Origin of the sequence: Brevundimonas aurantiaca (genome assembly GCF_014199955.1) — a bacterium.
In the GTDB taxonomy this organism is placed as follows: domain Bacteria; phylum Pseudomonadota; class Alphaproteobacteria; order Caulobacterales; family Caulobacteraceae; genus Brevundimonas; species Brevundimonas aurantiaca.
On record NZ_JACHOQ010000002.1, the window covers coordinates 1 to 12,308 of the forward strand.

The following is a 12,308-nucleotide window of genomic DNA, read 5'->3' on the forward strand; positions in this document are numbered from 1 at the left end:
CACTCACAGCTGGGATGGCTGACGCCGCAGGCTTACGCAGAGGCGCTCACCGGACAGATCGGCCGGTCCGCTGCGCTGGTTGGAGGCTACGCTGAACGGCCTCTTGCCAACCCCACCAACCCCAGTTCAGATCACCAAAGGACTCTCGTTATGGCTGGATGAGAAACGGGGGTCACGTCAGGCGAGTTCGGCGACAGCTGGCGCTGGGGCGCCTACTACAGCCACGGCGAGTTCGAGAATAATATCGATACGCCCGGTTTCCTGCTGAAGACCGAATTCGCCAATGCGGTCGATTCCGTAATCGATCCCGTGAGCGGTCGAGCCGTCTGCCGCGTGACCCTGACCAATCCCAACTCGGGCTGCGTGCCGATCAATCTCTTTGGCCTGGGCGCGCCGTCTCAGGAAGCCATCGATTATGTCACCGGCACGCCTCAGCAGCGGGCCACCACCAAGCTGGACGTCGCCGGCGTCAGCCTGCGTGGCGAGCCCTTCAGCCTGCCGGCCGGCGACGTGTCGATCGCCGTCGGCCTGGAAGCCCGCAAGGAGCAGACCGATCAGCGCATTGGCGAGCTGGACGCGGCCAAGGCCTTCAAGACGTTCAGCTTCTCGGCCATGTCCGGCGAGTTCAGCGTGAAGGAGGCCTTCGCCGAAGTCCTGGTCCCGATCGTCAAGGATCTGCCGATCCTGAACGACCTGCAGTTCAATGCTGCAGCTCGCATCTCGGACTACGACACCACGGGCTCGATCTGGTCTTGGAAGGTTGGCGCCACCAACGAGTTCTTCCCCGGCTTCCGCGGCCGTGTGACTCAGTCGCGCGATATCCGTTCGGCCAATCTTTCGGAGCTGTTCACCACCACCACCACCGGCTGGAACAACATCAATGACCCGGCCAAGAACGGGGCTTTAGTTTATACGCTGAACAACGGCGGCGGTAATCCCAACCTCCGCCCGGAGACCGCCGATACACTGACCCTGGGCGTCACCTATTCGCCGCCTTCGATCCCAGGCCTGAACCTGTCGCTGGATTATTACGACATCAAGATCGACGACGTGATCACGACGATTGCGCCGCAGGATCTGGTCAACCGCTGCTACAACGGCAACCTCGACCTCTGCTCCAAGGTCGAGCGCGACTCGGCGGGCAATCTGGTCCGCACCATGTCCACCTATGTGAACCTGGCCGAGTACCACACGGACGGGATCGACGCCGAGGCCTCCTACGCCTCCGACGCCGACCTCTGGGTTCCGGGCGCGACGGGCCGGGTGATGATGCGCTTGGTCGGCACCTGGGTGAACAGCCTGACCACGGACGACGGCGTGACCAAGATCGAGTATGTCGAATCCCAGGGCTATTCTTTCGGCCTGGGCGTGCCCAAGCTGCGGGTCAACGCCAGCCTCGGCTGGAAGGGCGAGGTGTTCGGCGCGAACCTGCGCGCGCGCTACATCTCGGCGGGCGACTACAACAGCACCGTCGCCATCTCGAACAACCACATCGACGCCTTCACCTATGTCGATCTAGGGCTGACGGCCGACCTGGCGCACTACGGCGCAAACGGGGTCGAGCTGTACGCCAATGCGACCAATCTGTTCGACAAGGACCCGCCGGTCGGGTCGCTCTATTCGCCGTATTACGACGTCATCGGTCGGTACGTCACGGTTGGCGCGCGGTACCGCTTCTAGTTCTGGTTCTGCGCTCCGGATCGCCGGCCCCGCTCCTCCGTTGGGCCGGCGATCTCCCCTTCTGCTCCCCCATTTTTCACACGGTCTGTGCCATGATTTCCCGTCTGCCGATGGTTCTCCTGCTCGCCCTGAGCGTCGCTCCTGCGGCCCTGGCCGAGGCGCCCAAGCCCGCCGCCATCGTCGCCGACGGCCTTCCCGCCGTGCCCGACGATCTGGTCGCGGCGACCCAGCCCTATCTTCAGACGCGCCGTGCGACCTTCCTGGGCTGGAACGCCGCCGATCAGTCGATGCTGATCAAGACCCGGTTCGGCGCCACGGATCAGCTTCACGTCGTCGCCGCTCCTGACGGCGCCCGGACCCAGATCAGTTTCGAGGCCGAGCCGATCCTGGCCGGCGCCCTGTCGCCGAACGGTCAGACCCTTCTTGTCCAGAAGGACAATGGGGGCGACGAATTCTATCAACTCTACACCCTGGCCGCCGGTCGGTTGAGCTTGATTACGGACGGCAAGAGCCGCAACTGGTTCGGCGCCTGGAGTCGGGACGGCAAGCGGGTCGGCTACGCCTCATCGCGTCGCAACGGCGCGGACATGGACCTCTATGTGGTCGATCCCTCCGACCCCTCGACCGACCGTCTGGTGGCCCAGGTGTCCGGCGGCGGCTGGAACATCGCCGACTTCTCCAGGGACGGGACCAAGGCCCTGGTCCTGAACCGGATGTCGATCAACAGGGCCGTTGTCTATGAGCTGGACCTCGCCTCGGGCCGGATGACGCCGCTGACCGACCCTGTCGAACAGGTCTCCTATGTCGATCCTCAGTACGGGCCCGACGGCGCCGTCTGGGCGACCTCGAACAAGGATTCCGACTTCCTGCGTCTGGGGCGGATCGTGCGGAACGGCTTTGTTCCGGTCAGCACTGAAGCTCGCTGGGATGTCAGCGACTACGCCGTCGCTCCGGACGGCGGCTTCATCGCCTATGCGGTCAACGAGGCTGGGATATCGCGGCTGAAGGTTATGGATGTCGCGACCGGCGCCGTCCGGGTCGTCACAGGTCTGCCGGAAGGCGTCATCCCCTACAGCATCGGCCCGGCCATCGACATCGCCCCATGGGGCGCGATCGGTCTCAGCCTGTCGTCCGCGCGCGTCTCCGGCGACGCCTTCTCCGTCGATCCGACCACCCTGGCCGTCACCCAATGGACCTATAGCGAGACGGGCGGTCTGGACCCTGCTGTCAACGTCGAGCCGCAACTGGTCGAGGTGAGGAGCTTCGACGGCGAGACGGTGTCCGGCTTCCTCTACCGGCCCGACCCCGCCAAATTCCCCGGCAAGCGGCCGCTGATTGTCGATATCCACGGCGGTCCTGAAGGCCAGACGCGCCCCGATTTCCTGGGCGCGCAGAACTATCTGTTAAACGAGATGGGCGTGGCCCTTTTCTTCCCGAACGTGCGCGGCTCGTCCGGCTTCGGCACCCGGTTCGTCAATCTGGACAACGGCCCGTTCCAGCGCGAGAATTCGGTCAAGGACATCGGCGCTTTCCTGGACACGCTCGAGGTCGATCCCACCCTTGACGCCTCGCGCTTCGCCGTCACCGGCGTCTCCTACGGCGGCTACATGTGCTACGCCGCCGCCGTGCATTACAGCGACCGGCTGAAGGGGGCGAACTGCTATGTCGCCATCTCCAACTTCGTCACCTTCCTAGAAAACACCCAGTCGTATCGCCGCGACCTGAGACGGGTGGAATACGGCGACGAACGGGATCCGGCTCAGCGCGCCCAGCTTCACGCCATCTCCCCCCTGACCAGCGTCGACAAGATCACCATTCCGCTTCTGGTCGCCACCGGTGGAAACGATCCCCGCGTCCCGGCCTCCGAAGCCGACCAGATCGTTAGCGCGGTCCGCAGCCGCGGAGGCACGGCCTGGCACCTGCTGGCCCAGAACGAGGGCCACGGCTTCCACAAGAAGGAGAACGAGGACTACTATTTCTGGACCAGCCTTCTGTTCTGGAAACAGACCCTGCTGGGCGAGGCGGCGCGCTAGGCGACACGGTTCCAGTCACGCTCCATGTTCTTCAAACGCCTTGTCGCGGCGGGCGCGGCCCTGGTCGTGCTCGCTGCGGCGCCCGCCACGTCCCGGACCCGTCCTTTGGTTCGTACCGACCATCATGTCCATGTCCACGCCCCGACCATTCGGGAGATTCTGACGGCCTATTGCGACAGTCCGGGGCGGATCAGCGCCTGTGATCCAGCCTTCGTCAAACCACTGACGGCCAAAGATCTTCTGGCGGATATGGACCAGACGGGCGTCCAGACGGCTTGGATCATGTCCACGGCCTATCTGGCCGAGAGCCCGATGATGGTTCCGCCGCTGGCCGACGCGGCCGACCGCGTCCATGCCGCCAACGCCTTCACCGTGGCCATCGCGGCCGCACATCCCGAGCGGCTGGTCGCCTTCATCTCGGTCAATCCGCTGGCGCCCGAGGCTCTGGCCGAAATCGAAGCGTGGAAAGGCGAGCCTTTTGCAAAGGGATTGAAGCTGCATCTGACCAACTCGGGCGTAGATCTTCGCGATCCCGGTCAGGTTCGCCGTCTTGCCGCCGTCTTCGACGCCGCCTCGGGCGCCGGCCTGACCATCATGATCCACATGCGAACCCGCGCCTCCGACTATGGCGCCCAGGATGTGCGCATCTTTGTCGAACAGGTTCTGCCCCATGCTCGCGGCGTCCCGGTGGTCATCGCCCATTCGGGCGGCTGGGGCGGACTGGATGCGAACACTTGGGACGCGCTGGAGGCCTTCCGGCAGTCGCTGGCGACGGATCCCAAGCGTTTTCCAGACCTCTATTTCGACCTGGCCCAGGTCTTCAACGCCGACACGCCGCCCGGAGATCGCGAAAGGCTGGTCGATCTGATGCGACGGATCGGCGTCGATCGGTTCGTACCAGGATCCGACTGGCCGTTCTCGGGCCCTCTGGACGCCTATCTGAACGACGCCATGGCCTTGTTGCCGCTGACTTCAGACGAGGCCGAGGCGTTACGGCTGAGGCAGGTCGAGCTAAAAACTGGGGCATAATCTCCGGGCGGCGTGCGAACCAGGTGGGCAGGGGCGCCCGCAGCCGAACTGAAAGTCCGGGGTTCAGCGGGACCAGATTCAGGTTCCGCCGATCCGTTCCGCGCGGCGTTTCATGTTTGGCAGGCCCTTGCCGCCATCCCGCAGCCTTGGCGGCAGGCCCATGCCGTCGTCCGAGACCGATATGACGACGGCCTCGGTCTCGCTCTCAAGGCGGATGTCCACGCGGGACGCCTGGGCGTGTTTGACCGCGTTGGTGATCGCCTCCTGAAGAATACGGTAGATGTTGATCCTGGCCTCCGGACTGAAACCCTCGACGGGCGCGCCCGGCGCGGCGGTCCAGGTCAGTTCGATACCCACCAGACGCAGGCGGGGCGCCATGCGCTCATGGAAAATGGCGATGGCGACCTCCAGCGAGTCATCCACGCCATTCATCGAGTCGATGATCAGCCGCAGATCGTCGATGGCGATCCGCACGCCCTGGCGCAGGGTTTCGACATCGGGCGCGCCGCCTCTCAACTGGGCCAGCGAGACCAGATGGCCGCCGACTCCGTCGTGCATGTCGCGCACCAGGCGCTGGCGCTCTTCGTTGATGGCGATCATCCGCTCCTGCTCTCTGAGGCGCAGTTAGGTGGAGCGGATCTCGGCCTCCTTGAGCTGCACCTGTTCCGCCAGACTGTCGCGCGCCATGGTGGCGCCTCGGCCGGAGCAACCGGCCCTCACAAGGTGTTCGTGTTGGACGACGGTTGAGGGGCGCGCTGTGGAGCACAACTCAAAGTTTACGTTCTGAGGCCACACCGCCGCCATGACAGGCAAGAACTCCGACTATTCGATAGACGCCTTGTGCCGCGCCAACCGGACCTCCGCTCCGGAGGGACGGTTTGAGACTGTGTTGAAATGGATGATGGTGATCGGTGTCGGGGCGCTGATCGTCAAGATACTGGGTGGGCTTCTCGCCCTGAACGCGGCGACGATCAGAGCGTGGCTCAAGCCGGTCGTTGCCGGAGCCTTCCTGCTGGGGCTCGGTCTCGTGGGCCTAAGCTGGGTCTTCAGCTTCGGCGTCCTTGTCCGGGAACTTCATGCGAGATCACAGGGGCGGTTCCAGCGCAGCCACGATTTGGCGGCTTCCTTTGCCGGAGAGGTAGCGGATCAGTTCTCGAAGGACGAGATCACAAGTCGGCTGAAATCCGTGCGTCTCGAGTTGAAGCTCAACGCGCGCACCCCGGACAAGCTACCGATCGCCGTTGGTCTCATCGCGACGAGCGCGGCCGCCGTACGGTTCATCGTCTCTCCGGAGGGAGAGCTTGCGGTCGGAGCGGCCGCCAATCTCAGGTCCGCCGTGGAAGGGGGCGATCCGGCCGGGGCCCTCGGCGCGCTCGCCACCGGCCTCGCCCCGGAGCTGGCCATTATCGGGTTCGGCGTCCTGCTCGGCAGCTACATCGTGCGGGGGATGATCCACACGGATCACGATCGCCTCCTCAGAACGGAAAGCCTTCTGGAAAGGGCCGAGGCGATCGCCCGTCCGCCCAAGAAGCCCGTCGCCGTCCCATCAAGTCCAGCGACATGACGCGGGAGGGATGACCTGTCGTGGCGCACCAGCGACATCAAGATCGCCGTTCGCGTCGCCTTATGACCAGATGGCTAGCGTCGCTGGATCAGGCGGGGAACGTCATAGCGCTTGCCGTCAAATGAAAGGCGGATCGTGCGAGGCGCGACCGCTTGGTCGGTCGTGCTGCACTCACCGTTCTTGGCCTCCCTAGACGTGCTCTGAGTGATCCGCTCCAGCACCGAAATATCCTGCCCCTTCTGGCCCGGGACCATTCGAAGGATTCGCTCGGTCACAACAGTCTCGCCGGCGCAGGACAGATCCCATTGCCCTTGACTGCGTTCGACGATCAGGTCGTCTAAGACTGGCGCGAGGGCCGCGCCCCGTGGCTCGTAGAGGGACAGCGTGGTTTCCATGAACGGGTTCGGGCGCGAACTGCCGACCCATTCGCGTCTCACGCCAAACGCCAGTCGGTCCGGCCCGAAGCGGTATGGCGCAGTGTCGAAAGAAATCCGGGAAATCCGGACGGCGTCGTCGTCCATGGCGTGGGGGATGCGGAGCCGATGGCGCGGCGTGCCGGTTGGCTCGTCGACGACGAGCACATCAAGATCACCCAGCGTCGAATCCACGCCAACCTCAGCAATAAGCGGGATGGCGACCAGAAGCAGTCCTGGCCTTCCCCGCCAGCGACGACAGACGATGGCGTGAGGGTTTATCGACGAGGGTGAGGGCAGGGTGAGCGTGCGATTTCCAGTTTTCATAGTGCGCTCGCCGTCCGCGACCGCATTGGGGTAGGCTTGACGAACGATCGCCCCGATGTCCCCGCATTCCTGATCCTGTGCACGCGCGAGCGTCGGCACGCACAGCGCCAACACCAGCGTCGCCACACTCCATCCGCCGACCGCCCGCATGGTCTCTCCCTTCGCAGCTTTTGACAGCCGCTGAACTATGGTCTGCTGCCGATAGATATTGAGCATCGTTTTCGTCACGGAAGTTCCCGGTCAATGGGAAGTCGGGGCCTTGGCTTGGGGCAAGTGGATCGATCCGTAGGGGACGCCGTCCATCCTCGCAAAAGCGACCAATTCTCCTACGGATCGACGACGGAGACTCCCAATGGGAAGCCACGACGCGCTTCTTCGTCCAGGCGATAGGCCTAGTAGGCGACCGGCCGATAGATCCAGGTTTTTATGAATCCTTTAGGCGAAGGGCTGGGAGTCACATCGCGCCATTATGCGTCTTGATGGTCCTGTCCCGCTCGAACTTTGAGCGAGGAGGCCGACATGGCCGATGTGATCTTTCTGGCGATCGGGGCAGGGGCGTTCGCCGTCTTCGCCCTGCTGGCCACAGCGTTGAAACGGGTGTGACGATGATCGCCATGCTCTGGGGGGCGGGGGCGCTGGTCGTCGCCGTTTACATGGTCGCGGCGCTGCTGCGGCCCGAGCGGTTCTGAGGAACCGGGACGGATTTCATGAACATTCAAGGATGGGGCGAGATCGCCCTGACCCTTGGGCTGGCCGTCATGCTCGGCTGGCCCATCGGCATTTATATGTCGCGCGTCTGGAACGGCGAGCGGACCTGGCTGGACCCGATGCTGAAGCCGGTCGAGGCCGTCTTTTACGGCGCGGCGGGCGTCGATCCGAAACGCAGCCAAGGCTGGCTGGCATATGCCGGCGCCCTGCTGGCCTTCAACCTGGCGGGCTTTGTGCTGCTGTACGCCATCCTGCGTCTGCAGGGCTCGCTGCCGCTGAACCCGCAGGGGTTTGCGGGCGTGTCGCCGCACCTGGCCTTCAACACCGCCGTCAGCTTTGTCACCAACACCAACTGGCAGAGCTATGGCGGGGAGGCGACGCTGTCGACGTTCAGCCAGATGGTCGGGCTGACGGTACAGAACTTCGTGTCGGCTGCGACCGGGGCGACCATAGCGGCGGCCCTGGCGCGGGCCTTCGTCGCCCATCGCGGCGAGGGCGTCGGCAACTTCTGGGCCGACCTGACGCGGACCACCCTCTATGTGCTGCTGCCCGCCGCCTTCGTGCTGGCGGTCGTTCTGGGCGGACTGGGCGTTGTGCAGAGCCTGGCGGCGAACGTTCAGGCGACAGGCGTCGAGGGCGGGTCCCAGAGCCTGCCGCTGTTTCCGGCGGCCAGCCAGGTGGCGATCAAACAGTTGGGCATCAACGGCGGCGGCGTCTTCAACGTCAACGGCGCCCATCCCTTCGAGAACCCCAACGCCATCACCAATCTTCTCAGCGCCGTGGCGATCAACGTCATGGGTTGGGCGGCCTTCTTCGCCTTCGGCCGCACGGCTCTGGCGGGACGCGACGTCCGCGCTCTTGCGGCGGCGGCGCTGATCCTGCTGAGCGTCGCCAGCGCGGCCATGTATGTGATTGAGACCCAGCCGGCCCCGGCCCTGGTCGCGGCCCAGGTGGACGCCTCGGTCAATATGGAGGGCAAGGAGGTCCGCTTCGGCGCGCCCGCCTCGACCGTCTGGTCCGTGGTCACGACCGGCGCCTCGAACGGCTCGGTCAATTCGATGCACGCCAGCTATATGCCGCTGGGCGGGGCCTTGCAGATGTTCCTGATGCAGCTGGGCGAGATCCTGCCCGGCGGGATCGGGTCGGGCATCGCCATCATGGTGGTCATGGCCCTGCTGTCGGTCTTCGTCGCCGGCCTGATGGTCGGACGGACGCCCGAATATCTGGGCAAGAAGATCGAGGCGCGCGAGATCCAGTTCGCCATGATCGCGGTGCTGGTTCTGCCGCTGGCCATCCTGGGCTTCGCGGCGGTCAGTGCAGTGTTCCCCAACGCCTTGGCGGGGCTGCTGAACGACGGCCCGCATGGCCTTTCGGAGATCCTCTACGCCTACACCTCGGCGGCGGCGAACAACGGCTCTGCCTTTGCGGGTCTGACCGCCAACGCCCCCTGGTGGAACACGACCCTGGGTCTGGGGATGCTGTTCGGTCGGTTTGTTCCGGCCGTCGCCGTTCTGGCCATCGCCGGCAGTTTGGTCGTCAAGCCCAAGCTGGCGCCCAGCGCCGGCGCACTGCCCACCGACAACGGCCTGTTCATCGGCCTGCTGATCGGCGTGATCCTCATCCTCGGCGGCCTGCAGTTCCTACCCGCCCTCGCCCTGGGACCGATCGTCGAGCACTTCCAGGTGCTCGCGGCGGTCGCCGGCGCCTGATCCTTCGGGCATCCTGACATGACACAAATCACACTCGATCCCCGCGAGGGCGGCGGTGCGTCGCCCCTCGCGGGCGGTCTCTCCGGGGCGATGATCGGGCGCGCAGTCGGCGACGCCTTCGTCAAGCTGAACCCGGTCAAACTGGTCAAGAACCCGGTTATCTTCACCACCTGGATCGTGGCGCTTCTGTCCACGATCTCGGCGGCGGCGGCCATGGCCGGCGGTCAATCGGCGGGCTTTGCGGTGCAACTGGCGCTGTGGCTGTGGGCCACGGTCCTGTTCGCCAATGTCGCCGAAAGCGTCGCCGAAGGGCGGGGCAAGGCGGCGGCCGATAGTCTGCGCGCCACCCGCGTCACAACCAAGGCCAAGCTGATCGTCGATCCCGAGACCGGCATGGTGATCCCGACCAATGCGTCGGATCTTGAGATCGGATCCGTCATCCTGGTCGAGGCCGGCGATGTCATCGCCTCGGACGGCGAGATCATCGAGGGCGTGGCCTCGGTCAACGAGGCCGCCATCACCGGCGAGAGCGCCCCGGTGATCCGCGAAAGCGGCGGCGACCGTTCGGCGGTGACCGGCGGCACCACCGTGGTGTCCGACTGGATCAAGGTGCGCATCACCGCCAAGCCGGGCTCGACCTTCCTGGACCGCATGATCGCCATGGTCGAGGGCGCGGATCGACGCAAGACGCCGAACGAACTGGCTCTGGCCGTGCTGTTGGTCGGCCTGACCCTGATCTTCCTGATCGCGGTCGTGACCCTGGTGGGCCTGGGCGCCTATTCGGGCGTCGATCTGGACCCGATGGTGCTGGGCGCCCTGTTCATCACCCTGATCCCAACCACGATCGGGGGCCTGCTGTCCGCCGTCGGCATCGCCGGCATGGACCGGTTGCTGAAGGTGAACGTGCTGGCCACCTCGGGCCGTGCGGTGGAGGCGGCAGGCGACGTCGACACCCTGCTGCTCGACAAGACCGGCACCATCACCTTCGGCAACCGCATGGCGACCGAGGTCATCCCGGTTCCCGGCGTGCGCCCCGAGGCCGCCCTGGCCGCGGCCGTCATGGCGTCCCTGGCCGACGAGACGCCTGAGGGCCGGTCCATCGTCGAGCTGGGCCGCAACGCAGGCGTCTCGGTCGAACAACCTGTCGGCGCCGTCGCCATCCCCTTCACCGCCGTCACCCGCCAGTCGGGCCTGGACGTCGGCAAGGACAGCTGGAGGAAGGGCGCGGTCGATGCGGTGTTGAAGGATCTGAACCTGTCCGACGGCGCGGCTCCCGCCGAGTTCCGTCAGGCGGTGGACCGGATCGCCCGTTCGGGCGGCACGCCCCTGGCCGTGACCCAGAACGGCGTGCTGGTCGGCGTCATCCACCTGAAGGACGTGGTCAAGCCGGGCGTGAAGGCGCGCTTCGCCGACCTGCGTCGCATGGGCCTGCGCACCGTCATGATCACCGGCGACAATCCGGTGACGGCGGCGGCCATCGCCTCGGAAGCCGGGGTGGACGACTACCTCGCCGAGGCGACGCCCGAGGACAAGATGCGCCTGATCAAGGCCGAACAGGCCAAGGGCCGTCTGGTCGCCATGTGCGGCGACGGCGCCAATGACGCGCCCGCCCTGGCCCAGGCCGATGTCGGGGTGGCCATGCAGACCGGCGCCCAGGCCGCGCGCGAGGCCGGCAATATGGTCGATCTGGACAGCGATCCGACCAAGGTCATCGAGATCGTCGAGGTCGGCAAGCAACTGCTGATCACGCGCGGCGCCCTGACCACCTTCTCGGTCGCCAACGACGTGGCCAAGTATTTCGCCATCATCCCGGCCATGTTCGTGGTCGCCCTGCCGTCGCTCGGCGCGCTGAACGTGATGCGTCTGCACAGTCCCGAAAGCGCCATACTGTCGGCGGTGATCTTCAACGCCCTGATCATCGTCGCCCTGATCCCGCTGGCGCTGAAGGGCGTCAAATACCGGGCCATCGGCGCCGGCGCCCTGCTGGGTCGCAACCTGCTGATCTACGGCGTGGGCGGTCTGATCGCGCCGTTCGTCGGCATCAAGCTGATCGATCTCGTCATTTCCGCGCTGGGCCTGGCCTGATGCGCGCTTCCAAGGATATCTCCATGCGTAATCGTCTCAACAAGGCCTCCGGCCGTAACGACGCCTGGTTCGCCGCCGCCAGTATCGCCGCAATCGCAGGCCTGGGCCTATGCAGCGAGGCCAAGGCGCAGGATGTTTCGGCAAACGTCGCCCTGACGTCCGACTATGTCTTCCGCGGCGTCAGCCAAACGCAGGAAGATCCGGCGATCTCGGCGGGCGTCGATCTGACCCGCAATGGCTTCTACGCCGGCGGCTGGGCCTCCAATGTCGATTTCGGCGACGACACCCACGCCGAGGTCGATCTCTACGCCGGCTATCGGCCCGAGGTGGCGGGCTATGCCCTGGACTTCGGCGTCATCGGCTATCTGTACGCCGGCCAGCCGGACGGCGCGGACTATGACTATGTTGAGCTGAAAGCCGCAGCCTCGCGCGCCGTTGGCCAGACACCCTTTGGATTGGCCACCCTGGGGACGGCGGTCTATTATTCGCCCGACTTCTTCGGCGCGTCGGAGGACGAGGCGACCTATGCCGAGATCAACGGCGCCGTCAGCCCGGCCGACAAATGGACCGTGTCGGGCGCCGTCGGCCGTCAGTGGGTGTCTTCGGACCTCGACTACACCACCTGGAACCTGGGCGCGGCCTATCAGCTGACCGACACCCTGGCGGTCGACCTGCGCTATCACGACACCGACCAACACGACTTCGGCGACATCTACGGCGCGCGCGCCGTGGCGACGCTGAAGGCCAGCTTCTGAGGCGA

9 protein-coding genes and 1 pseudogene are annotated in these 12,308 nt (G+C 65.5%); 8 read left to right on the plus strand and 2 right to left on the minus strand.

Going from position 1 to position 12,308, the window contains the following annotated elements:
• Positions 1-198: 198 nt before the first annotated feature.
• The 3 genes and pseudogenes from GGQ93_RS04125 to GGQ93_RS04135 all read left to right on the plus strand — a co-directional run.
• A pseudogene (locus GGQ93_RS04125) lies at positions 199-1,680 on the plus strand (TonB-dependent receptor domain-containing protein); the annotation flags it as partial.
• A 92-nt stretch (positions 1,681-1,772) separates the two neighbouring features.
• Complete coding sequence (locus GGQ93_RS04130) at positions 1,773-3,713, plus strand: S9 family peptidase (protein ID WP_183215293.1); 1,941 nt, start codon at positions 1,773-1,775, stop codon at positions 3,711-3,713.
• Between the two features lie 24 nt (positions 3,714-3,737).
• Positions 3,738-4,742: an amidohydrolase family protein gene (locus GGQ93_RS04135; RefSeq protein ID WP_183215295.1), complete on the plus strand. Its 1,005-nt coding sequence runs from the start codon at positions 3,738-3,740 to the stop codon at positions 4,740-4,742.
• A 78-nt stretch (positions 4,743-4,820) separates the two neighbouring features.
• On the opposite strand, the gene GGQ93_RS04140 is transcribed toward GGQ93_RS04135, so the two are convergent.
• Entirely contained in the window at positions 4,821-5,342 is a 522-nt protein-coding gene (locus GGQ93_RS04140; RefSeq protein WP_183215297.1) for a sensor histidine kinase, read from the minus strand.
• Between the two features lie 202 nt (positions 5,343-5,544).
• Between GGQ93_RS04140 and GGQ93_RS04145 the strand changes: the two genes are divergently transcribed.
• On the plus strand, positions 5,545-6,306 hold the full coding sequence (locus GGQ93_RS04145) for a hypothetical protein (RefSeq protein WP_183215299.1): 762 nt from the start codon (positions 5,545-5,547) through the stop codon (positions 6,304-6,306).
• 74 nt (positions 6,307-6,380) lie between these two features.
• On the opposite strand, the gene GGQ93_RS04150 is transcribed toward GGQ93_RS04145, so the two are convergent.
• Complete coding sequence (locus GGQ93_RS04150; protein WP_183215301.1) at positions 6,381-7,274, minus strand: PA3715 family protein; 894 nt, start codon at positions 7,272-7,274, stop codon at positions 6,381-6,383.
• A 377-nt stretch (positions 7,275-7,651) separates the two neighbouring features.
• On the opposite strand from GGQ93_RS04150, the gene GGQ93_RS04155 reads away from it, so the two are divergent.
• The 4 genes from GGQ93_RS04155 to GGQ93_RS04170 are packed head-to-tail and all read left to right on the plus strand — an operon-like array spanning position 7,652 to position 12,303.
• A complete protein-coding gene (locus GGQ93_RS04155) occupies positions 7,652-7,735 on the plus strand; it encodes a potassium-transporting ATPase subunit F (protein ID WP_082503478.1) in 84 nt (27 codons plus the stop codon).
• An 18-nt stretch (positions 7,736-7,753) separates the two neighbouring features.
• Entirely contained in the window at positions 7,754-9,463 is a 1,710-nt protein-coding gene (gene kdpA / locus GGQ93_RS04160) for a potassium-transporting ATPase subunit KdpA (RefSeq protein WP_183215303.1), read from the plus strand.
• Between the two features lie 18 nt (positions 9,464-9,481).
• Positions 9,482-11,548 carry a potassium-transporting ATPase subunit KdpB gene (gene kdpB, locus GGQ93_RS04165; RefSeq protein ID WP_054765928.1) on the plus strand — a complete coding sequence of 689 codons (2,067 nt, stop codon included), beginning with the start codon at positions 9,482-9,484 and terminating at the stop codon, positions 11,546-11,548.
• 23 nt (positions 11,549-11,571) lie between these two features.
• On the plus strand, positions 11,572-12,303 hold the full coding sequence (locus GGQ93_RS04170; protein ID WP_183215305.1) for a TorF family putative porin: 732 nt from the start codon (positions 11,572-11,574) through the stop codon (positions 12,301-12,303).
• Positions 12,304-12,308: the final 5 nt, after the last annotated feature.

Coding starts and splice junctions, on each gene's coding strand:
- GGQ93_RS04130 (WP_183215293.1), top strand. CDS start 1,773: ATGATTTCCCGTCTGCCGATGGTTCTCCTGCTCGCCCTGAGCGTCGCT.
- GGQ93_RS04135 (WP_183215295.1), top strand. CDS start 3,738: ATGTTCTTCAAACGCCTTGTCGCGGCGGGCGCGGCCCTGGTCGTGCTC.
- GGQ93_RS04140 (WP_183215297.1), bottom strand. CDS start 5,342: ATGATCGCCATCAACGAAGAGCGCCAGCGCCTGGTGCGCGACATGCAC.
- GGQ93_RS04145 (WP_183215299.1), top strand. CDS start 5,545: ATGACAGGCAAGAACTCCGACTATTCGATAGACGCCTTGTGCCGCGCC.
- GGQ93_RS04155 (WP_082503478.1), top strand. CDS start 7,652: ATGATCGCCATGCTCTGGGGGGCGGGGGCGCTGGTCGTCGCCGTTTAC.
- kdpA (WP_183215303.1), top strand. CDS start 7,754: ATGAACATTCAAGGATGGGGCGAGATCGCCCTGACCCTTGGGCTGGCC.
- kdpB (WP_054765928.1), top strand. CDS start 9,482: ATGACACAAATCACACTCGATCCCCGCGAGGGCGGCGGTGCGTCGCCC.
- GGQ93_RS04170 (WP_183215305.1), top strand. CDS start 11,572: ATGCGTAATCGTCTCAACAAGGCCTCCGGCCGTAACGACGCCTGGTTC.